Annotated in this window: 19 protein-coding genes; 6 read left to right on the top strand and 13 right to left on the bottom strand. The window is 65.3% G+C overall.

Annotated elements, in window-relative coordinates:
- Position 1: 1 nt before the first annotated feature.
- On the bottom strand, positions 2–1,066 hold the full coding sequence (locus tag KUV38_RS14335; protein ID WP_222470694.1) for a Gfo/Idh/MocA family protein: 1,065 nt from the start codon (positions 1,064–1,066) through the stop codon (positions 2–4).
- 92 nt (positions 1,067–1,158) lie between these two features.
- Between KUV38_RS14335 and KUV38_RS14330 the strand changes: the two genes are divergently transcribed.
- Positions 1,159–1,617, top strand: coding sequence for a hypothetical protein (locus tag KUV38_RS14330; protein WP_222470693.1), 459 nt, complete (start codon positions 1,159–1,161; stop codon positions 1,615–1,617).
- Positions 1,618–1,625: 8 nt separating this feature from the next.
- Here the strand turns inward: KUV38_RS14330 and KUV38_RS14325 are convergent, their stop codons facing one another.
- From KUV38_RS14325 to KUV38_RS14295, 7 genes are all read right to left on the bottom strand, one after another.
- Positions 1,626–2,582, bottom strand: coding sequence for a DUF4253 domain-containing protein (locus tag KUV38_RS14325; RefSeq protein ID WP_222470692.1), 957 nt, complete (start codon positions 2,580–2,582; stop codon positions 1,626–1,628).
- Positions 2,582–4,075: a UxaA family hydrolase gene (locus KUV38_RS14320; protein ID WP_222470691.1), complete on the bottom strand. Its 1,494-nt coding sequence runs from the start codon at positions 4,073–4,075 to the stop codon at positions 2,582–2,584. The genes KUV38_RS14325 and KUV38_RS14320 overlap by 1 nt, the downstream gene beginning before the upstream one ends.
- 52 nt (positions 4,076–4,127) lie before the next feature.
- A complete protein-coding gene (locus KUV38_RS14315; RefSeq protein WP_222470690.1) occupies positions 4,128–5,069 on the bottom strand; it encodes a phytanoyl-CoA dioxygenase family protein in 942 nt (313 codons plus the stop codon).
- 13 nt (positions 5,070–5,082) lie between these two features.
- Positions 5,083–6,171, bottom strand: coding sequence for a mandelate racemase/muconate lactonizing enzyme family protein (locus tag KUV38_RS14310; protein ID WP_222470689.1), 1,089 nt, complete (start codon positions 6,169–6,171; stop codon positions 5,083–5,085).
- A gap of 75 nt (positions 6,172–6,246) precedes the next feature.
- Positions 6,247–7,839 carry a TRAP transporter large permease subunit gene (locus tag KUV38_RS14305; RefSeq protein ID WP_222470688.1) on the bottom strand — a complete coding sequence of 531 codons (1,593 nt, stop codon included), beginning with the start codon at positions 7,837–7,839 and terminating at the stop codon, positions 6,247–6,249.
- 3 nt (positions 7,840–7,842) lie between these two features.
- Entirely contained in the window at positions 7,843–8,655 is an 813-nt protein-coding gene (locus KUV38_RS14300) for a TRAP transporter small permease subunit (protein WP_213544356.1), read from the bottom strand.
- 115 nt (positions 8,656–8,770) lie between these two features.
- Positions 8,771–9,784, bottom strand: coding sequence for a TRAP transporter substrate-binding protein (locus KUV38_RS14295; RefSeq protein WP_222470687.1), 1,014 nt, complete (start codon positions 9,782–9,784; stop codon positions 8,771–8,773).
- Positions 9,785–10,027: 243 nt separating this feature from the next.
- On the opposite strand from KUV38_RS14295, the gene KUV38_RS14290 reads away from it, so the two are divergent.
- The 3 genes from KUV38_RS14290 to KUV38_RS14280 are packed head-to-tail and all read left to right on the top strand — an operon-like array spanning position 10,028 to position 12,596.
- Positions 10,028–10,738: a GntR family transcriptional regulator gene (locus tag KUV38_RS14290; RefSeq protein ID WP_222470686.1), complete on the top strand. Its 711-nt coding sequence runs from the start codon at positions 10,028–10,030 to the stop codon at positions 10,736–10,738.
- Positions 10,739–10,781: 43 nt separating this feature from the next.
- Positions 10,782–11,627, top strand: coding sequence for a fumarylacetoacetate hydrolase family protein (locus KUV38_RS14285; RefSeq protein ID WP_222470685.1), 846 nt, complete (start codon positions 10,782–10,784; stop codon positions 11,625–11,627).
- Positions 11,628–11,639: 12 nt separating this feature from the next.
- Positions 11,640–12,596 carry a LysR family transcriptional regulator gene (locus KUV38_RS14280; protein WP_222470684.1) on the top strand — a complete coding sequence of 319 codons (957 nt, stop codon included), beginning with the start codon at positions 11,640–11,642 and terminating at the stop codon, positions 12,594–12,596.
- Positions 12,597–12,630: 34 nt separating this feature from the next.
- On the opposite strand, the gene KUV38_RS14275 is transcribed toward KUV38_RS14280, so the two are convergent.
- Genes KUV38_RS14275 through KUV38_RS14260 form a run of 4 tightly spaced genes read right to left on the bottom strand, consistent with a single transcriptional unit; the run spans position 12,631 to position 16,107 of the window.
- Complete coding sequence (locus KUV38_RS14275; protein ID WP_222470683.1) at positions 12,631–13,389, bottom strand: SDR family NAD(P)-dependent oxidoreductase; 759 nt, start codon at positions 13,387–13,389, stop codon at positions 12,631–12,633.
- 6 nt (positions 13,390–13,395) lie between these two features.
- Complete coding sequence (locus tag KUV38_RS14270; protein WP_222470682.1) at positions 13,396–14,298, bottom strand: NAD(P)-dependent oxidoreductase; 903 nt, start codon at positions 14,296–14,298, stop codon at positions 13,396–13,398.
- On the bottom strand, positions 14,291–15,334 hold the full coding sequence (locus tag KUV38_RS14265; RefSeq protein ID WP_222470681.1) for a transketolase family protein: 1,044 nt from the start codon (positions 15,332–15,334) through the stop codon (positions 14,291–14,293). The genes KUV38_RS14270 and KUV38_RS14265 overlap by 8 nt, the downstream gene beginning before the upstream one ends.
- The gene (locus KUV38_RS14260; protein ID WP_222471093.1) at positions 15,331–16,107 is read right to left on the bottom strand and encodes a transketolase; all 777 of its coding nucleotides are present in this window, start codon (positions 16,105–16,107) and stop codon (positions 15,331–15,333) included. Before KUV38_RS14260 ends, KUV38_RS14265 begins: the two co-directional genes overlap by 4 nt.
- 249 nt (positions 16,108–16,356) lie before the next feature.
- On the opposite strand from KUV38_RS14260, the gene KUV38_RS14255 reads away from it, so the two are divergent.
- Positions 16,357–17,739, top strand: a complete 1,383-nt coding sequence (locus KUV38_RS14255) for an NAD(P)H-dependent oxidoreductase (RefSeq protein ID WP_222470680.1) — start codon at positions 16,357–16,359, stop codon at positions 17,737–17,739.
- Between the two features lie 10 nt (positions 17,740–17,749).
- Here the strand turns inward: KUV38_RS14255 and KUV38_RS14250 are convergent, their stop codons facing one another.
- On the bottom strand, positions 17,750–18,778 hold the full coding sequence (locus tag KUV38_RS14250; RefSeq protein WP_222470679.1) for a LacI family DNA-binding transcriptional regulator: 1,029 nt from the start codon (positions 18,776–18,778) through the stop codon (positions 17,750–17,752).
- 206 nt (positions 18,779–18,984) lie between these two features.
- Here KUV38_RS14250 and KUV38_RS14245 point away from each other — a divergent pair, with 206 nt between their 5' ends.
- Positions 18,985–20,217, top strand: coding sequence for an ABC transporter substrate-binding protein (locus tag KUV38_RS14245; RefSeq protein WP_261385232.1), 1,233 nt, complete (start codon positions 18,985–18,987; stop codon positions 20,215–20,217).
- The last annotated feature ends 1 nt before the right edge of the window (position 20,218 follow it).

Below are 20,218 nucleotides of genomic sequence, written 5' to 3'. Positions count from 1 at the left end.
CTTAGACTCCTGTGTAGTCGCCCGGCACATCTGCCGGGGTGATCGGTTTGCCTGCCTTGCCGGAGAGGGCGGCGGCGAGGGTCATTTCCATCGCGGCGATGCCGTCTGCGCCGGTGCAGAGCACGCTGTCTTCGCCCCCTGCCACCACTGCGGCGAAGCGCTCGATCTGGGCAAGTAGCGGGTCGATGCGCTCGAAGCGCTGACCCGGCACAGGGGCGAGCGGCTTCGACCACTCGATCTCGCCCGGGCCGGAGCGGCCCCAACGGGTGAGCGAGGGGAAGGCGAGGGCGCCTTCGGTGCCGGTGATGCGGATGTAATCCTCGCCCGAGCCGGCGATGGCTGGGTTCTCGTAGCTGGCGGCCTCGAAAGACCACGGCGAGGCGCCGGCATCGGAGATGAGGAAGGAGCCGAGCGCGCCGTTTGCGAAGCGGAAAGCGACGGCGGCGGTATCTTCGATCACGAAGCCACGGCGGGCGGAGGAGAGCAGCGCGGTGGCCTCTGTCATGTCACCTATGAGGAAGCGCAGCAGGTCGATCTCATGAGTAAGGTTGGTCAGCAGCGGGCCAGCACCGGGTGCGCGGCGCCAGTCGACATCATAGTAGGTGTTGTGCTTGCGCAGGCTCCAGATGCCCTGCACGCCGACCAGATCGCCGATCTCGGCCAGCGCATCGCGGGCGGCGATCGAAAAAGGGTGGCAGCGGCGGTGGTGGCCGGTGAAGAGCAGCAGGCCCTTGGCCCCGGCATCGGCCACCAGCGCGCGAGCCTCGTCGAGCGTGGCGGCGGTGGGCTTTTCGACCAGCACGGCCCAGCCGCGCGAGAGGCAGGCGTGGGCGCTGGCGGCGTGGTCCTGCGTGGGGGTGGCGATGATGGCGGCGCGGGTTTCGGCAGGCACGTCATCAAGCGTGGCGACGGCGTTCAGGCCCTGTGCCGCCAATTCATCCCGGCGCGGTGCGTGGGGCTCCACGATGGCGGTGATCCTGACCTCCGGCGAGGCCGTAGCGACCTCTACATGGCGCATGCCGATGGAGCCTGCGCCGATGATGCAGAGCGGGAGTGATGTGGTCATGTGGCGGCCTCCTGCCGGGGCATCCGAAGGTCTGGACTGTTTGAGCTGTGCTGATCCCTACACTCGCGGGGCGAGCCAGAGGAGGAGACACCATGTTGAAGCATCTCATTGTAGCCACGGCCCTTGCCGCCTTGCCCGGCGGGGCGATTGCCCAGCAAACCTCGGGAGAGGTGGGAGGCTTTCCGCCGGAAGACATCGAGATGGTGGTGAGAACCGGGGAAGGCGGGGCGCCGGATGTCTCGGCCACCGAGTTCACGCTGGCGCTGGGCGGCTACTACCGCTTCAACTTTACCTGCCCGGACGCGAAGGATGACGAGACCGGCTTTCACTTTGAATCGGAGGGGTTGATGACCAATGCCCATATCCGGGTTGTCTCGGTGGGCGATATGGAGATCTACATGCAGGGTCTCGGCTTCAGGGCGCTGGAATGCGACGAACCGGGGACGGTAAAGTTCAGCTTTCATCCGATGCGGGCGGGCAGCTACGACTTTATCGTGCGCGACCACAGCGAGCCGCCGCAGGTGGTGAATGGGGTGTTTGTGGTGGAGTAGTTGCGCCATCAATCCCACCAGACGAGCCAGGAGGAGGCGGAGGCGAGGGTTTCGGCGGCCTGCGCGGCGGGGATGCCGTTGATCTCGCTGGCCCCGAGGGCCTGAAACCCCAGCGCGATGCGGGCGGCCTCGGCCAGCGGGGGCGGCGTGGGGGAGTTAAAGCCGAGGCTGTCGGTGCTGGCGGTGATGGGCCGCGCGCCATGGGCGATGTGCAGGTGGCGACAGAAGGCGAGCAGCGCGGTGCGGCTATCGCCCGCCATGTAGCTTGCGCCCGGCAGGTAGGCGGGGGCGGCCCAGGGGTGGGGCGCGGGCAGGCGGGCGAGGGTGGCCTTGCTGCTTGCGGTGCCGAGCATGGTGGAGAGCGGATCGAGTGGGGCGGCGGCATCGGGCGTGTCAGGCTCGGAGGCGGTGCCGCCGGTCAGGGCCGCCACGGCCTCGCCGCCAAAAAGCTGGCTCATGAGATGAAGCGAGCGGAAGGGATCGTGCGGTTTGGCCTCCGGGCTCATCAGCCGCTCCACGAGGCCCTGCACGGTGGCGAGGTCGGTGCCCGGATCGTCACGGGCCTCTTTCAGCGCACGGGCCACTCCGATCAGCTCTTTTTCCTCCTTGCTCATCGCCGCGTCCGGCGTGCCATCGACGGCGCGGCGGCGGCGGACCATATCGTGGACCATGGGCGACCATGTCGGATCATCCTCGGCGGGCAGCGCGCCCATGGCGAGGCTGATAAGCAACTCGGCCTCGCGCTCTTCTTCGGAGATAGTGCCGGTGGCGTAGAGCCAGGCGGTGAAGTCGAAGGCCTCGGCTGCGGCGATGAGCGCGGCGGCATTGCTTGCCGCCTCCTCGGCCAGATCTCGCAACTCTGGCCGCTTGATCAGCAGCAGGGTGCCCTCCTCGGGAGGCGGTGCGCGCAGCACCTCCAATGCGCGGTTGCGAGGAACTTCGATGACCTCGAAGGGCAGCGGCATTACATCACCGCTCCGACCTGCCAGGGGACGAACTCGTAATCGCCAAGCCCCTGAAGCTCGGATTTGGTCTTTTCGCCCGAGGCCATGCGGAGCCACATCTCGTAGATTTCGCGGCCCACTTCCTCGACGGAGGCGCCCTCGGTGAGGATGCGGCCTGCGTTCACGTCCATGTCGTCGCCCTGCTTCTCGAAGAGGGGCGAGTTGGAGGAGACCTTCATGCAAGGGGAGGGCTTAGAGCCGAAGGCGGAGCCGCGCCCGGTGGTGAAGCAGACGAGGTTTGCGCCGCCGGCGATCATGCCGGTCACGGAGGCCGGGTCGTAGCCGGGGGTATCCATGAAGGTGAAGCCCTTGGCGGTCACCGGCTCGGCGTATTTGTAGACTCCCATCAGCGGGGTGGTGCCTCCCTTGGCCGCCGCGCCGAGGGACTTTTCGAGGATCGTGGTCAGGCCGCCCTTCTTGTTGCCGGGGGATGGGTTGTTGTCCATCGAGCCGCCTGCCTTGGCGGTGTAGTCCTCCCACCAGTGGATCAGGTCGATGAGCTTTTCGCCGGTGGCGCGGTCCTTGGCGCGGGCGGTGAGCAGGTGCTCGGCGCCGTAGACCTCGGGTGTTTCGGCCAGCACGCCGGTGCCGCCTTGCGCCACCAGCAGGTCGCAGGCGTGGCCGACGGCGGGGTTGGCGGTGATGCCGGACCATGCATCGGAGCCGCCGCACTCGAGGCCCACCATCAGCTCGGAGGCGGGGCATTCCTCGCGCTGGGCCTTGTTGACCTCGGGCAGCATGGCCTCGACTTGGGCGATGCCCAGTTCGACAGTTTTGCGAAGGCCGCCGACATCCTGAATGTTCATGGTCTGGAACAGCGGGCCGGGGGTGAGGCCGTAGGCCTCGAGCAGCCAGTCGATCTGCATGCCCTCGCAGCCCAGCCCGGCCATCAGCACGCCGCCGACATTGGGGTTGCGGGCATAGCCCCAGAGCGTGCGCTGGAGCAGCTCGAAGCCGGTGCCGTCACCGCCCATGGCGCAGCCGGTGCCGTGGACAAAGGCCACGACGCCATCGACGTTGGGGTAGGCGGCGAGTTTCTCTGCGGTGAAGTGCTGGGCGATCTGGCGGGCGGCGGTGGCGGAGCAGTTCACCGAGGTGAGCAGGGCGATGTAATTGCGGGTGCCGACGCGGCCCGTGCTGCGGCGGTAGCCCATGAAGGTATCAGGCGTAGCGACGGGCTCGACGGGGCGGAGGTTGGTGGAGAACTCGTACTCGGTGTCGACGTTGCGAAACTCGAGGTTATGCGTGTGAACGTGGGCGCCCTGCGGGATGTCTTCCGCCGCGTAGCCGATGATCTGGGCGTATTTCAGCACCGCCTCGCCCTTGGCGATGTCCTGAGCCGCCATCTTGTGCCCGCGCGGGATGAGCTGGGTCGCCCCCTCCTGCCCGACTTCGAGCGGAGTGATGGCGGTGACGACATTGTCGGCGGCGGAAAGTCGGACGGTTTGGCTCATGGATGGCTCGCGGTTGAGAGTGGTGTGGTGGGCAGATTGCCCACCCTACGGGTCAGGCACAGACGGGGGCGTTGCCGTCCCAGCGGTGGATCGGGATGTGCGGCTCTGGGGCGAGGCGGGTGCGGGTGTCTTCCCACATCTGCTTCCAGACGCGCCAGTCCTTCAGCTCGCTTTCGGGATTGGCACGCGAGCGGGCGACGAAATCGGGGAAGTGGGCGCGGCCGGTGGGCTGGCCGGTGACATTGTAGCGGATGTCGAAGGACCAGCGGAAATCATCGGCCACGTTGTCGAGCGAGGCGTGGGGCGTAAGCGGGTGGAAGATCACCGCGCCGCCGGCCTTGACCGGCAGGGGGCGGGCCTTGCTTTCGTCAAGCAGGCCATCGGCGATGGAGGTCTGCTTTTGGGGGCAATGCGGATACATTTGCGGCTTGCCGGGGATGACTTGCAGGCAGCCGTTTTCGAGCGTGGCATCGGAGATCGCCAGCCAGACGGTGACCATCTGGGTGTTGTCGCCCTCGGCGTGGGCCACGGCACGATCCTGATGCCAATCGGTGGCCATGATGTGGGCAGTGGTCTCGGAGCCGCGCAGGGTGCGTGAGGGCGGCTTGAGGCGGACGTGCTGGATAGGGTTGGAGGTGATCTCGGGGCCGATCAGGCTTTCGACAAGATCGAGCAGGCGGTCGCAGCGCAGCATGTCAAAGACCGCCGGGCCCTGGTGCATGGGCGTGTCTGCGGTGAACTCGCCGCCGGGCAGGGTGATGTCCATCGGCTGGAACCACTCGCAACCCGCCTCGTAGCTGACCAGCAGCTTTTGCCAGAAGTCCATGTTGCCGGGCGCGGGCACGCGGCCCTCGGCGTGCCAGCGGTCATACATGGCGTCGAGCAGGGCGGTGTATTCGGCCTTCACCGCCTCCAGCGTTTCGGTGGGCAGAACATTGTCGACCACGAGCACGCCCTCGGCGTTGAAGGTGTCGATCTGGCTTTGCGTGAGCATTGGCGTCTCCTCCTCAGGCGCGGCAGGTTTCCAGCTTTTCCCAGTCGAAGGCGACGCCGTGGCCCGGGGTTTCGGGCGCGGTGACGTGGCCTTCGACCACGGTAAGCGGGGTTTCGATGTAGTCGTTCAGGCCGAAGCTGTGCATCTCGAGGTAGCTGCGGTTTGGCGCTGCGGCGAGCAGATGTACGGTGACATCATGCGCGCCGTGGCTGGTGACGGGCAGGTGGTGGGCCTCAGCCAATGCGGCGATCTTCATAAAGCCGGTCACGCCGCCGCAGCCGGTGACATCGGGTTCGGGGTAGCTGATGCCCTTGCTGTCGATGAGGGTCTTGAACTCCCAGAGTGTACGGAGGTTTTCGCCGGTGGCCAACGGCACGCCGCCTTCGGAGAGTATGCGGGCGTGGCCTGCGGGATCGTCCGGCGGAATCGGCTCTTCGAACCATGTGAGGTCGAACTCGCGGAAGGCACGGGCGGCGCGGATGGCGCCATCGACCGTGAACTTCATGTTGGCGTCGGTCATCAGCGGCATGTCGGGGCCGAAGGCGTCTCGCATGGCCGACATCCGGGCCACGTCCTCGTGGAGCGCGTCGCGGCCGCATTTGATCTTGATGTGGCGGTGGCCGTTCTCGACGTTGCGGTGGGTCTGGTCGACCAGCTCTTGCGGTGAGAGGTGCAGATCGACCCCGCCCATGTAACAGGGCACACGGGCGTCATATCCACCAAGAAGGCGCCAGAGCGGCAGGTTTGCGCGCCGCGCCTTCAAATCCCACAGCGCCATGTCGAGCGCCGAAAGTGCCATAACAGTCGGGCCGCCGCGCCCGCCGTAGTGGGTGGCCCACCAGAGGTCTTTCCAGATTGCTTCGATGAGGTCGGCATCGCGGCCTGCCACGCGGGGGGCCATCTCGCGGGTGAGGGTATCGGCAATCGCGCCGCCGTTCACGCCGCAGGTGTAGGTGTAGCCCATCCCCTCGGCGCCATCGCTGTCAGTGACGCGGGCGGTGATGACCTCGAAATTCTCCATCGCGCCGTGCATCGAATCTTCGAGCACCTGCGGGAGGGGGGTGATGTAATGGTCGGCCTGAAGACGGCTGATGGTGGCCATGGAATTTCAAGCTCCTCGCGGCCTGGAAGAATGCGTGCCGGGGCGGGCGGGCCGCCCCGGCGAAATGTCAGCGCCTCAGAGGAAGACCGAGACGATCGGCGGCCAGATCAGCAGCACCGCAAGGGCGCAGAGCTGGAGGCAGATGAAGGGCAGGAAACCCCGGAAGATCGCCGTGAGGGTGATGTGCGGCGGGGCCACGGACTTCAGGTAGAAGGCCGCGGGGCCGAAGGGGGGCGACAGGAAACTGACCTGCATGTTCATACAGAATACCACGCCGAACCAGATCGCCACGTGGCGCGGCTCCAGCCCGCCGATGAAGCCCAGTTCCTCGACCGGCAGCTTGAGCACGATCGGCAGGAACACCGGCATGATCAGCAGCACGATGCCGACCCAGTCCATGAACATCCCCATGATGAGGAAGATCAGCATCATCACGAGAATGATGCCCATGGTGGGCAGGTCGGCGGCGACGATCAGGTTGGCCACGTAGGTCGGGCCACCCGCGAGGGTGTACGCCGCAGCGAGGGCCGCCGCACCGATGGTCACCCAGATGATCGTGCCGGTGGACTTGAGCGTGCGCATCAGGCTGTCCCAGACGATGTCGAAGGTCATCTCGCGGCGCAGCACGGAGATGGTGAAAACCGCCACCACGCCCATACCGGCGGCCTCTGTGATGCCGGTGATGCCCATGTAGATGGAGCCGAGCACAACGCCGATCACGATCACGGGCGCGACGAGGCCCTTGCCCATCTGCCAGCCCTCCGCGGTACGCTCCTTGCCCACAAGGAACACGGCGGCGAGGCAGAGCGCGAAGGCGCCTGCGATCCAGGGCATGTGATAGACCATGCCAAGCGCGATCGGGTCGACACCTTCCTGCACGTAGCCTTCACCGGTTGCCCAGAAGAACACTGCCCGCAGGAACAGCACCCCGGTGATCCAGAGGCCGAAGTAGGCGAGGAAACCGAGAAAGCGCATCCCCTTTTCCTTGCCTTCCACCGCGCCCGGCTCCTCGGGAGGCAGCGGGGCCAGCGAGGGGTTCAGGTTGGTGCGGATCAGGATGTAGACGATGAAGAACGACGCCAGCATGAAGCCCGGCAGGAACGAGGCGGTGAAGAGGGCCTTGATCGAGGTTTCCGTCACCAGCCCGTAGAAGATGAGCACGATGGACGGCGGGATCATGGTGCCGAGCGAGCCGGAGGCACAGATGGTGCCGATGGCGAGGTTCTGGTTGTACCCGAGGCGGAGCATCTGCGGCAGGGCGATGAGGCCCAGCAGAACCACCTCGCCGCCGATGATGCCCGACATGGCGGCCATGATGACGGCCATGATCGAGGTCACGATGGCGATGCCGCCGCGCATCCGGCTGAGCCAGACGTTCAGCGAGTTGTACATGTCCTTGGCGATGCCCGTTCGTTCGAGGAGCGCCGCCATGAATATGAACAAGGGTATCGAGATCAGGACGTAGTTCGTCATTTGCCGGTAAACGGCCTGACCGAGCACCGAGAACGGGCCCTTGCCGAAGTCGCGGAAGAGGATATCCACGTCGAACTTGAGGATCAGGGTCACCACCGCGAGGAAGGCGGAGGCGAAACCGAGGGGCATGCCGATGGCAAGCAGGATGAACATGCCTGCAAGAACCAGCAGGCTGAGGGTGCCGATATCGACCATTGATCAGTCCTCCAGCGTCTTGCGGATGTTTTCGATCTCTTGCTCGTCCATCTCGTCGGTGTGGTGCTCGGGGGCCTTGTTCCAATCTGCGATGAGGTTGGAGACGGCCTGCACGGCGACGAGGCAGATGATGAAGAGAATGGCGGCCTTCATGGTGCCCGGAATGGGCGGATCCCAGGCGGTGCCGAAGGTTTCCATCCGCAGGAGGCGGGTTTTGGCGTCGGCGTAGCCGCCCCAGACGAGAGCGAAGGTAAAGCCGACGATCAGGCCGACCGAGATACAGTCGGCGGTCTTTTGGGCCCAGCGGGGCATCACGTCATAGATCACGTAGATGCGGATGTGGCTGCGCTGCTGCATGGCGTATTGCCCGGCGAACAGGAACACCACGCCCGCGATCCAGAGCGAAAGTTCGTTGGCCCAGAGCGTGGGGCGCGAGAAGACGTAGCGCGAGACCACCTCGTAGAACATGACGATCACGATCAGCCCGATCATGATCATGGCCATCCGCGACGTGATCAGCGACAGAATGTCGAAGAAGCCTTCCGGCTTGTCCTCGATCGCGCCGATGAAGTCGGATAGGTAGATCGAGGTGAACACGATGGAGAGCAAGGCCGAGCCCAGCATCAGGTAGACGATCGGCTTGCCCTGGGGGCGGATCATCTCGTGCATGCCGTAGGCGTCGTCGGAGATCAGCAGGTTGAGCACCAGCCAAGCCCAGACGAGCACGGCGATGCCGGTGAACACGATGGCGGCTGTACGGACGGGCTTTCGCAGCCCTCCGAGCCACACACTTTCCTTTTCGAGAATTTCCGACATGGCGCACCTCCCCAAGCGGTCATGCTGTGTGTTGTGTGATTATTTCTTCTGCCCGAAGACGGATGAGCCCCGGCGTGCGGGGCTCATCGATGTTATGAAGGCTGATGCCTCATGCTTACTCGATCAGGCCGAGCTGCTTGAGGTAGGTCTTGTGGCTGGCGAGGATCGCGCCGGCCTCGGGCGAACGGGTGCCCCAGTCGTCCCAAGCGGTCTGAGCGGCCTTACGGAAGGCGGCACGATCTTCGGGCGACCAGTCGTAGAGAGTCACGCCAGCGGCGGTCAGCTCAGCGGCGGCTTCAGCGTTGGCCTTCTCGTTCGACAGGGCGATCTGGAAGGAGAGTTTCTGCCAGGCGGTGTCGATGATCCGACGCTGCTGCTCGGTCATGCCGTCCCACACGTCCTTGTTGCAGGCGAGGTGGTCGGACGGCATCGAGTGGAAGCCCGGGTAGGTGGCGTGCTTCACGATGTCGTAGAGACCGAGGCCCACGTTGTTGGCGAGGCCAGAGGCGTCAGCACCGTCGATGATGCCGGTTTCGAGCGCGGTAAAGATCTCGGTGAAGTCCATCACGATGGGCGAGGCGCCCAGCTCTTCGAAGATCTCGGTTTCCATGCCCGGGGGCGAACGGAACTTCCAGCCCTTCAGGTCTTCGAAGCCACGGATCGGCTTGGACGAAGACAGCGACTCCTGGCCGTAGATCGACCAGCCGACGAGCTGCATGCCCTGAGCGTTGTAGAGCTCCTGAGCGGCGGCGTAGCCGTCACCGTAGTAGAGCCAGGAGTACTGCTGCCAGGGGGTATCGTAGCCGCCCATGATGTCGCCGACGAACTGGAACGCGGGGTTCTTGCCGGTCTGGTACGCGCCGCCGGTGGCGTCGCAGTCGACGATGCCGTTGATGGCGGCGTCGAAGGTCTCGGTGGTCGCCACGACGGACGAGGAGTAGAACATCTCGACGGTGATGTCGCCGCCGGACATGGTCTGGACGTCGTCGATCCAGGTGGCCAGAGCCTGACCGGTCGGATGCTCGGTTGCATAGTGAGTCTGGATCCGAAGGGTGATCGGATCAGCCATGGCGGCACCGGCCACAAGGGCAGCGGCTGCGGCCGTCGAAAGAACGGTCGAAAGTTTCATAGAGTTACCTCCCTGCGCGGCCCTTACCCTCCCCGGGCGGCACCGCTTTTCATACTGCGCGTCCTCCAACGCGCGGCGAAAGATGGCATACCATCCGGGCGGAAACTATCGGAAGCCATGTCGACAATCAACGGGTTTTGGTATACCAAAATCGCCGGAGAGGCACTTTTTTGCGGTTGATTTCGGGGTCATTGCCCGTATTTCGCGAGTGCCTGGGAGGGAATCGCCAACACGAGGCGCAATATGGCGGACAAACTGCTGCCGGAGCAGATCGCGAAGCGTCTGCGAAGGGAAATTCTGCGGGGCACGCTGCGGCCCGGTGCTTCTATCAAGGAACGCGACAATGCCGCCGAGCTGGGTGTGAGCCGCACGCCCATGCGTGAGGCGATTCGGATCCTGTCGCTGGAGGGGCTGGTGGAGCTGCGTCCCTCGCGCAGCCCGATCGTGGCCGACCCGACATGGAAGGAAGTGGTGGACAACCTCGAAGTGTTGAAGGCGCTGGAGTTGCTCTCGGGCGAGCTCGCGGTGGCCCATGCCTCGGAGGCTGATATCGATGCCGCCGCCGCCGTTCAGGCCCGTATGGAAAAGCTTGCCCCCACTACGGATGAGATCGACCTCTTCGAGGTCGATATGGAGTTTCACTCCGCGCTCGTGCGGGCCAGCGGTAACCCGGCGCTTGCCGAGACCCATAGCACCTACCTTGCCAAGCTCTGGCGCGCGCGCTTTCTCGGCAGCCGGATCGGGCGCAGCCAGCAGCGGGTGTTTGACGAGCATAACGGCATCATTCAGGGGCTGCGGGACCGGGACCGGCGCAAGGTGAAATCAACCATCTCGGCCCACCTCGATGCCCTGCGCCGCCAGATACGGCGGCACTTTGACACCAACACCCGGGTCGGCGAGCTACAGCCCAACCCGACAACGGAAGCCGCGGACGACGTCACCCCTGCAAAGTGATCCTTCCGCATCAAGCTATCTCTATCAAGGAAAGTGAGACCTGATGAAACTCTTGCGTTTTGGCCCGGCGGGCTCGGAAAAGCCCGGCATTCTGGATGCGGAAGGCCGCGTGCGTGATCTGTCCGGCAAGGTGGGCGAACTGGCGGGTGAGGGCGTATCGCTCGAGGCCCTCGAGGCGATCCGCGCCATCGACGTTAACAGCCTGCCGGTGGTTGAAGAGCCGGGCCGGATTGGCAGCTGCGTGGCCTCCGTGCCGAACTTCTTTTGCATCGGGCTGAACTACACCAAGCACGCCGAAGAAACCGGCGCCGAGCCGCCGAAGGAGCCGATCATCTTCTCGAAGGCGACTTCCGCGCTGTCGGGGCCGTTTGACGAGGTGATCATTCCGCGGGACAGCGTGAAGGGCGACTGGGAGGTCGAGCTGGGCGTGGTGATCGGCAAGACGGCGCTTTATGTCAGCGAGGAAGAGGCGCTGGATTATGTGGCCGGTTACTGCACGATCAACGATGTCTCCGAGCGCGAGTTCCAGATCGAGAAGGGTGGCCAATGGATCAAGGGCAAATCAGCCCCGACTTTCGGCCCGACCGGCCCCTACCTTGTGACCGCCGATGAAGTGGCCGACCCGCAGAAGCTGCGGGTCACGCTCGACCTCAATGGCGAGACCGTGCAGGATTCGAACACGGATGACATGATCTTCACCGTGGCCGAGATCATCAGCTATATGAGCCGGTTCATGCAGCTTCAGCCCGGCGACATCATCGCCACCGGCACGCCCTCGGGCGTGGGCATGGGCATGAAGCCGCAGCGGTTCCTGAAGCCCGGCGACGTGATGGAGATCGAGGTGGAAGGCCTCGGGCGCCAGCGGCAGGAGGCCGTGGCGGCGAAGTAAAGGAGCAAGGGGATGGCACGGACCGAGAACCTCAATGCCATCCTCTACTTCGAGACGGTGGCGCGGCGGGGCACGCTCTCCCGCGCTGCCGAAGAGCTTTCGGTCTCGCCATCGGCCGTCAGCCAGCAGATCAAGCTGTTGGAGCAGCAGCTCGGGGTGAAGCTGTTTCGGCGGGACGGGCGGCAGCTTTCGCTGACGTTGGAAGGGGAACAGCTCTATCAGTCGGCCGGTACGGCGCTGCGGATGTTGAAGGACGCGCGGCGTAACCTTGGTCGATCACGCGAGACCCGGCGGCTGAACCTGAGGGTGGCGCCGAGTTTCGGCGTGCTGTGGCTGGGGCCGCGGCTGAGCCGGTTTGTCGAGAAGCACCCGGAGTGGGAGTTGCGGGTGGATGCGGCGCCGGACCCAACGGACTTTGACCGCGAGGTGATGGACCTCGATGTGCGCTACGGCACCGGCGATTGGGGCGGGATGCACGTGGAGCCGGTGGTGGAAGATCACATCCTGCCGCTGGCAACGCCGGCGTATCTGGAGGCCTTGGGCGGCGACCCGTTCGGCAAGGCACGGTTCATCGATTCTGCGCGCAACCTGTGTCAGTGGGACAGCTGGCTCTTGCGCAACGGGATCGAGACCCGCGCCAACCGCAAGACATTGCTGATGGATCGCTCGTCGATGGCCCTGCAACTGGCACTCGACGGCGTCGGTATGGTGCTGGAATCGCTGGTTGTGGCCGAGCGGGAGGTTACTGAAGGGAGGCTGGTGCCAGTTGCACCCAAGGTGCCGGTGCTACGGTTTCCTGCGCATTGGGCGATTTGCCCGAGCCGGTATCTGAACCGGAAGGCGGTGCAGATTTTTCTGGGCTGGATTGCTGAAGAAGCGGAGCGGCACGGGCGCGACGTTGAGGCGATCGTGGCGCGGCACGGGTTGACCGTGGAGAGCTTTGAGAGCGTGACGGAGCTGGCGGGGTAGGTGGGTGCGCCATGGCTGGCGCACCCATTTCGGATCAGTGGATCAGCGAGCCGCCGTTCACGTCGACTTCGGAGCCGGTGACATAGGCGGCGAGGTCGGAGGCGAGGAAGAGGGCGCACCCCGCTACATCGGAGGCTTCGCCGGCGCGACCCATCGGGATGCCGTCGAGTACCGCCGCTTTCATTTCGTTGGTCAGCTTGCCCGCCGTGATGTCGGTCGCGATGAAGCCGGGGCAAATGGCGTTGGAGCGCACGTTGTCGGGGGCGGCTTCGCGGGCCATGGCCTTGGTGAGGCCGAGCACTCCCGCCTTGGCGGCCGAGTAGTGCGGCCCGCCGAAGATGCCGCCGCCGCGCTGGGCGGAGACAGACGACATGTTGACGATAGAGCCGGACTTGCGGGAGCGCATGTGGGGCAGCGCTGCCTGGCTCATGTAGAGGGTGCCGCGCAGGTTCACATCCAGCACGGCGTCGTAGTTCTCGGGTGCGATGTCCATGAACTTCAGCGGCTGGGTGATGCCAGCGTTATTCACCAGAATGTCGACCTGACCGAAGGCCTCCAGCACGGCGGCGAAGGCGGTGTCGCAGGCGTCTTTGTCGGTGACGTTGCAGGCGAGCCCGATGTGGCCTTCGCCGGGAAGATCGCTAGCGGCCGATGCGGCGGCGTCGGCGTCGAGGTCGAGCACCGCCACGCGGCAGCCGTGCTCGGCGAAGAGCTTGGCGGTGGCCTTGCCGAGGCCGCGCGGGCTGGCGGCGCCGGTGATGATGGCGGTCTTTCCGGTGAGAAGGTCGGGCATTTTGCTTCAGCTTTCGTGAACGGGTTTTCCGGTGAGCGCCTCGTAGGCGCGGATGACGAGGGCATCGTCCGCCTTGCCGTGGCCGAGGGCCCGGGCGGCGGAGAAGAGTTGCAGCGAGAGGGCGGCCAGTGGCACGGGGGCCTCGGCCTCCTTGGCGGTTTCTTCCACCAGCCCGAGATCCTTGATGAAGATCTCGACGGTGGAGGTGACTTCGGGATCGGCTTCCATCATCCGGGGGCCACGGTTGCCGAGCATCCAGCTCGCCCCTGCCGAGGCCATGACGATCTCGTGCAGCTTTTGCGGGTCACAACCGGCCTTGGCGCCGAAGCTCATCAACTCGGCGGCGGCGGCGATGTGGACGCCTGCGGCGAGCTGGTGGACAACCTTGTAGGTGGCGCCCATGCCCGGCTCGTCGCCGAGGCGGTGGAGCGTGCCAGCGGTGGCTTCGAGCACCTTTTCGGCGCGGGCGAAGGCCTGTGCGGAGCCACTGGCCATGATGGTGAGCGTGCCCGCTTCGGCTCCGACCTGCCCGCCGGAGACCGGTGCATCGAGCAGGTGGTGGCCCATTTCGGCCAATTCGTCGCCAATGGCGCGGGCGGCGAAGGGGGCAACGGTTGACGACAGCATGACGGTGGCGCCGGGGGAGAGGGCGGCGGCGGCGCCTTGCTCAAAGAGCGCGGCGCGGGCCTGGGCGGCGTTGACCACCATGAGGATCAGCAGAGAGGTGCCGTTTGCGGCCTCGGCGGCGGAAGTGGCGGGTGTGCCGCCCATCGCTTTTAGCGCGTCGAGCGCGGGTTGGGCCATGTCATACCCCGTGAGCGGGATGCCCGCCGCGAGGATGTTCTTCGCCATGCCCCGGCCCATGACGCCGAGGCCGATGATTGCTGTTCCGGTGTTTGCTTCAGTCATTCAGCCAGCCCTTTACCCGTGTGGTGATGCTGGCAACGGATAGCCCGTATTGATCGTGAAGCGAAGGGAGGGCGCCGGCGTCGAGGAACTCGTCGGGGAGGGCGACCTGGCGGAAGGGGACGTGGACCTGGTTGCGGGCCAGCGCACCCGCCACGGCTTCACCGAGGCCGCCGGTGATGGAGTGGTTCTCGGCGGTGACCACGAGCCTGCCGCCCTTGGCCGCCTCGGCGCAGATGGTGGCCTCATCCAGCGGCTTGATGGTGGGCGAGTGGAGCACGGCGCAGCTTACGCCATCTTTCTCAAGCGCCGCTGCCGCGTCGAGGCAACGCATGGTCATGAAGCCGGAGGAGATGAAGAGTACGTCGTTGCCGGGGCGGATCTCCTTGGCCTTGCCCAACTCGAACTGGTAGCCGTATTCGCCCAGCACGTTCGGCACCTTGCCACGCAGCAGCCGCATGTAGACCGGGCCGGGGTAGTCGGCGATGGCGCGGGTGGCTTGGTCGGTTTCCACCGCATCGCAGGGGTCGAGCACGGTCATATTGGGCATGCCGCGCATGATGGCGAGGTCTTCGGTGGCCTGGTGCGAGGGGCCGTAGCCGGTGGTGAGGCCGGGCAGGGCGCAGACGATCTTGACCGGCAGGTTCTCCTCGGCGATGGCCATCACGATGAAGTCGTAGGCGCGGCGCGAGGCGAAGACGGCGTAGGTGGTGGCGAAGGGGGTGAACCCCTCGCGGGCCATGCCGGCGGCGGCGGACATCAGCAGCGCCTCGGCCATGCCCATCTGGTAGAAACGGTCGGGGTAGGCTTGGGCGAAGATGTGCAGGTCGGTGTATTTGCCGAGGTCGGCGGTGAGGCCGACGATATCTGAGCGGGTCTTGGCGAGGTCCACCAGCGCGTGGCCGAAGGGGGCGGCGATGGTGTCGCGGCCCTCGGCATCCAGCGAGGCGATCATGGCGGAGGTACGGGCGCCGCGCTCGGCCGGTTTCGGACGGGCGATGTGGGCTGGCGTGCGGCGGGAGTTGGGACCGATGGTCATTCCGGCATCTCCGTATCGAGGTGGGCGAGCGCCTTGGCCCATTCTTCGGGCTCCACGCGGACGAAGTGGGTGATCTCGCGCTCTTCGAGGAAGGGCACGCCCTTGCACATCTTGGTGTTGCAGATGATCGCGCGGGGTTTCGGATCGGTCAGATTTCGGGCGCGGTCGAAGGCGGCCACAACTGCCGCAATGTCGTTGCCGTCGACCTCCTCGGCGTGCCAGCCGAAGGCCTGCCACTTGGCGGCCTCGGTTCCAGGGCCGGTGGCGAGTGCGTCCATCGTGGGGCCGTCGGCCTGCTGGTTGTTGAAGTCGACGATGGCGATGAGGTTATCGAGCTTCCAGGCGGCGGCGCCCATGACCGCCTCCCAGGTGGAGCCCTCGCCCAGTTCGCCATCGGACAGCATGTTGTAGACGAAGGCGTCGTTTTTCTTGCGCTTGAGGCCCAACGCCATGCCCACGGCGATGCCCAGACCGTGGCCGAGCGAGCCGCCGGTGATCTCCATGCCCGGCGTGTAGGCGGCCATGCCGGACATCGGCAGGCGGCTATCGTCCATGCCGTAGGTTTCGATCTCGTCCTCGGGCAGGATGCCGGCTTCGATCATCGCGGCATAGAGCGCGATGGCGTAATGGCCAATGGAGAGGAGGAAGCGATCCCGACCTTCCCAGTCGGGATCGCCGGGGCGATAGCGCATGGCGTGGAAGTAGGACACCGCCAGAACGTCGGCCGATCCCAGCGCCTGCCCGATATATCCCTGCCCCTGCACCTCGCCCATCCGCAGCGCATGGCGACGGATCGACCAGGCGCGGCGGGCGAGACTCACGTTTGAACCTGCCGGATGTTCCACGCTCACGTTCCTCCCTTACGCTCGTGTTTCGCCAGTGGTTCTGGCAGGGCGGAGCGGCTGAAACAACGACATATTCTTAAAGTGTGGTGAAGCGGGGCTTAAAGGTGCGATAGCAGAATTTGATGGTGCAGAAGGCGCGCGCGCCGCTACCGTCTGGCCAGATATTGGAGGACGGCAATGAACCTTGCGAGCATGTTGGCGGCGCGAAACGCCGCAGGAAGACCGGTGCGTGTAGGCCTGATCGGGGCGGGCAAATTTGGCTCGATGATCCTGGCGCAGGCGCGTCATATCGAGGGGCTGCATGTGGTCGGGGTCGCGGACCTCGACGTGAAGAAGGCGCGCGAGTCCTTTGCGCGGGTCCACTGGCCGAGGGAGCAATATGCTGCGTCGTCGGTGCAGGATGCGCTCAGCAGCGGGCAGACCTGGATCACCGAGGATGCAGGTGCGTTGATGGCCTGCGAGGATATCGAATGCATCATCGAGGCCACGGGCCATCCGCTGGCGGGCACGCGGCACGCCTTGGCGGCCATCGGTGCGGATAAGCACGTGGTCATGGTGAACGTCGAGGCCGACGTGATGGTGGGCGCGCTGCTGGCAGAGAAGGCGCGGCAGGCCGGGGTGGTTTACTCGATGGCCTATGGCGATCAGCCTGCGGCCATGTGCGAACTGGTGGACTGGGTGAAGAGCTGCGGCTTTGAGCTGGTTGCGGCAGGCAAGGGGATGAACTTTTGCCCCTCCTACCGCTATTCGACGCCGGACACGGTGTGGGACTACTTCGATTTCACCCCGGAGCAGGTAAAGTCGGGCGACTTCAATCCGAAGATGTACAACTCCTTCACCGATGGCACCAAGGCGGCGATCGAGATGGCGGCTGTGGCCAACGCGACCGGTATGGATTGCCCGAAAGACGGCCTCGCCTTTCCGCCCGCCGGGCTGCAAGACCTTGCCGAGGTTTTCAAGCCGGTGAGCGAGGGCGGGCAGTTGGAGAAGACCGGCATTGTCGATATCGCCGCTTCGCGGGAGCCGGATGGGCGGACGGTGCTGAACAACATCCAGTACGGTATGTTCGTGACCTTCAAGGCGCCGAACGAATACACCCGCCAATGTTTCAACCAATACGGCCTGATGACCGACAAGAGCGGCTGGTATGGCTCAATGTGGCGACCGTTCCACTTGATCGGGCTGGAAACCGCGATGTCGGTCCTTTCGGCCTGCCTGCGGCAGGAGCCGACGGGCAGCTCGCGTCTGTTCCGCGCCGATGCGGTTGCAGCGGCCAAGGGCAGCTTTGACAGTGGCGAGTATCTCGACGGTGAAGGGGGCTTCAAGGTTTGGGCCAAGGCCATTCCGGCGACGGAGTCGGTGGCGTTGAATGCCCTGCCCATTGGGCTGGCGCATCACGTGCGGCTGAAGCGCTCTGTCAGCCAGGACCAGGTCGTGAGCCTTGATGATGTGGACATAGTAGATGACCTCGACATTCACGCGCTCCGCCGGGAGCAGCGGCGGCTGCTGTCGCCGGGGGACGAGGCAGCGCAGCTTGCGCCTGCGATGGCCGAGGCCTGACGGCCCGGCCTCAGCCCGGGACGGCGGTGCTCTGTCGGGTCACCAGCTCGACTCCGACCATCTCGACCCGGTCGGGCGCTACGGGGGCGAGCGGGTCGCCTGCCGCGGCGATCTGCTCCAGCAGCAGCTGGGCGGCCCGGCGGCCGAGCGCGTGCCGATCCTGCCGGATGGTGGTGAGCGAGGGCGTGTAGACCTTGCTCAGCTCGATATCGTCGAAGCCGATGACCGAGATATCCTCGGGCACACGCAGGCCCGCCTCCATCAGCGTGGACATCAGCGCAAAGGCCACCTGATCGGAGGCACAGAAAACGGCTGAGGGCCGGTCTTTCATGGCGATGATGCGGTGCGCGGCATCGCGGCCCGAGGCGAGCGAGAAGTCGCCGCGAATGATCCAGTCATCCCGGCTGGGCAGGCCGAGGCGGGCGCGCTCGGCCAGCATGCCTGCGCGCCGGGCCTTGGTGAGCACATTGCCTGCGGGGCCGGTGACATGGGCGATGTCGCGGTGGCCGAGATCATGCAGGTGCTGCACGGCGAGGCGCGCGCCTTCTTCATTGTCGGACCGAACTGAGGGCAGGGTGGAGCCATCGACCCACTCACAGGCGAAAACGATGCGTTCGGCCACGCCTGCGCTGTCAAAGGCGGCAAGGTCGGACTGGGCGAGGCCACCATCGAGCGAGATCATCCCGTCGATCCGGCCATCGAGAAAATAGCCGGTCAGCTCGCGCCCGCCGCTTGCGGTGTCGGCAATGAGCACGGAGGTATCGGTGCCAGCGAAGCTCTCGGAAATGGCGGCGAGGATGGTGCTGAAAAACGGGTTGCCGAGGTTGGGCACGAGCACCAGAACGGCCCCGGCGCGCTGCATCCGGAGGTTCCGCGCGGCGTGGTTGACCCGGTATCCGGTGATTCGAACCGCATCTTCTACCGCTTTGCGGGTGCTCTCCGTCAGCAGGTCGGGGTTGGAAAGCGCCCGGCTGACGGTGGCGGTCGAGACCCCGGCCTCCCGCGCAACATCCCGAATTCTGACAGTTTTTTGAGCCATTGAAGTAAATCCCTCGCCGCTTGCCTGATAGCGATAACCCGGTGCTTGACAAGGGCAGCGGTGCCGGAAACTATCCATGTAATCGTTTACATGCAAGGGCGCTGCGTTTCAGTCCTGCACATGTAAACGATTACAGGCGCCGTGGAGGACGGTGCGTAAAAAATGACAGGGCCTGCCCCGCGCAGCGCCCGCAGGGAGGAATAGAGATGACGTTTCGCACCATTCTGATGGCGGGCACGGCGCTGTGCGCAGGGTCCGCCGTTTCGGCGGCCAACCTTGAGGTGACACATTGGTGGACATCGGGCGGCGAAGCCGCAGCCGTGCAGCAGTTTGCCACCGAATTCGAGGGCCAGACCGAGCACAGGTGGATCGACGGCGCGATTGCCGGGGGCGGGGGCACCGCCCGCCCGGTGATGGTGAGCCGGATCATCGGTGGCGACCCGATGGGGGCGTTCCAATTCAACCACGGGCGTCAAGCGGAGGAGCTGATCGAGGCCGGGTTGCTGCGCGACATGACCCATGTCGCCGAGGCCGAGGGCTGGACGGATATCGTGAACCCGCCGAGCTTGCTGGACGCCTGCACGGTGGACGGCAAGATCTACTGCGCGCCGGTGAACATTCACTCGTGGCAGTGGCTGTGGCTCTCCAATGGGGCCTTCGAGACGGCAGGCGTGGACGTGCCGGCCAACTGGGACGAGTTCGTGGCTGCGGCCCCTGCACTAAAAGAGGCCGGTATCCAGCCGATGGCGCTGGGCGGGCAGCCTTGGCAGAGTTCGGGCGCATTCAACGTGCTGATGGCCACTCTGGCAGGGCCGGACGTGCTGCAGAAGGTTTATGGCGACGGCGATGCCGAATTGGCGGGCGGCGAAGAGATGGCCCGCGTGTTCAAGGCGGCCGAAGACATGCGTGGCATGGTCGAAGGCTCCAACGTGCAGGACTGGAACCAGGCCACCAACCTTGTGATCACCGATGCCGCGGGCGGCCAGATCATGGGCGACTGGGCGCAGGGCGAGTTTGCCGTGGCCGGTGAAGTTGCCGGTGAGGATTACACCTGCTTGCCGGGACTTGGCGTGATCGAGGTGCTTTCGACCGGCGGTGACGCTTTCTACTTCCCCGAGACCGGCGATGCCGAGATCGAAGCCGCGCAGGACGCGCTGGCAGCGACCCTGTTGAAGCCGCAGACTCAGGTGGCTTTCAACCTCAAGAAGGGCTCGCTGCCGATCCGCGGTGACGTCGACCTCGCCAGCGCCAACGACTGCATGAAGAAGGGCCTCCAGCTGCTCGCAGACGGCAAGACCATGCCCGACGTGAACATGCTGAACACCGAAGACACCAACAACCAGTTGAACGACCTCTTCGTTCAGTTCTTCCAGGATCCGTCGATCTCTGCCGACGACGCGCAGGCGCGTTTCGTGAGCATCGTCGAGAACAAGGACTGAC

This window comes from Vannielia litorea (genome assembly GCF_019801175.1).
In the GTDB taxonomy this organism is placed as follows: Bacteria; Pseudomonadota; Alphaproteobacteria; order Rhodobacterales; family Rhodobacteraceae; genus Vannielia; species Vannielia litorea_B.
The sequence above is the reverse complement of the archived record's forward strand: the minus strand, read 5'-3'. Positions and strand labels throughout refer to the sequence as shown.

Coding starts and splice junctions, on each gene's coding strand:
- KUV38_RS14310 (WP_222470689.1), bottom strand. CDS start 6,171: ATGGCCACCATCAGCCGTCTTCAGGCCGACCATTACATCACCCCCCTC.
- KUV38_RS14250 (WP_222470679.1), bottom strand. CDS start 18,778: ATGGCTCAAAAAACTGTCAGAATTCGGGATGTTGCGCGGGAGGCCGGG.
- KUV38_RS14315 (WP_222470690.1), bottom strand. CDS start 5,069: ATGCTCACGCAAAGCCAGATCGACACCTTCAACGCCGAGGGCGTGCTC.
- KUV38_RS14290 (WP_222470686.1), top strand. CDS start 10,028: ATGGCGGACAAACTGCTGCCGGAGCAGATCGCGAAGCGTCTGCGAAGG.
- KUV38_RS14265 (WP_222470681.1), bottom strand. CDS start 15,334: ATGACCATCGGTCCCAACTCCCGCCGCACGCCAGCCCACATCGCCCGT.
- KUV38_RS14245 (WP_261385232.1), top strand. CDS start 18,985: ATGACGTTTCGCACCATTCTGATGGCGGGCACGGCGCTGTGCGCAGGG.
- KUV38_RS14270 (WP_222470682.1), bottom strand. CDS start 14,298: ATGACTGAAGCAAACACCGGAACAGCAATCATCGGCCTCGGCGTCATG.
- KUV38_RS14260 (WP_222471093.1), bottom strand. CDS start 16,107: ATGGGCGAGGTGCAGGGGCAGGGATATATCGGGCAGGCGCTGGGATCG.
- KUV38_RS14330 (WP_222470693.1), top strand. CDS start 1,159: ATGTTGAAGCATCTCATTGTAGCCACGGCCCTTGCCGCCTTGCCCGGC.
- KUV38_RS14325 (WP_222470692.1), bottom strand. CDS start 2,582: ATGCCGCTGCCCTTCGAGGTCATCGAAGTTCCTCGCAACCGCGCATTG.
- KUV38_RS14285 (WP_222470685.1), top strand. CDS start 10,782: ATGAAACTCTTGCGTTTTGGCCCGGCGGGCTCGGAAAAGCCCGGCATT.
- KUV38_RS14320 (WP_222470691.1), bottom strand. CDS start 4,075: ATGAGCCAAACCGTCCGACTTTCCGCCGCCGACAATGTCGTCACCGCC.
- KUV38_RS14305 (WP_222470688.1), bottom strand. CDS start 7,839: ATGGTCGATATCGGCACCCTCAGCCTGCTGGTTCTTGCAGGCATGTTC.
- KUV38_RS14295 (WP_222470687.1), bottom strand. CDS start 9,784: ATGAAACTTTCGACCGTTCTTTCGACGGCCGCAGCCGCTGCCCTTGTG.
- KUV38_RS14275 (WP_222470683.1), bottom strand. CDS start 13,389: ATGCCCGACCTTCTCACCGGAAAGACCGCCATCATCACCGGCGCCGCC.
- KUV38_RS14335 (WP_222470694.1), bottom strand. CDS start 1,066: ATGACCACATCACTCCCGCTCTGCATCATCGGCGCAGGCTCCATCGGC.
- KUV38_RS14280 (WP_222470684.1), top strand. CDS start 11,640: ATGGCACGGACCGAGAACCTCAATGCCATCCTCTACTTCGAGACGGTG.
- KUV38_RS14300 (WP_213544356.1), bottom strand. CDS start 8,655: ATGTCGGAAATTCTCGAAAAGGAAAGTGTGTGGCTCGGAGGGCTGCGA.
- KUV38_RS14255 (WP_222470680.1), top strand. CDS start 16,357: ATGAACCTTGCGAGCATGTTGGCGGCGCGAAACGCCGCAGGAAGACCG.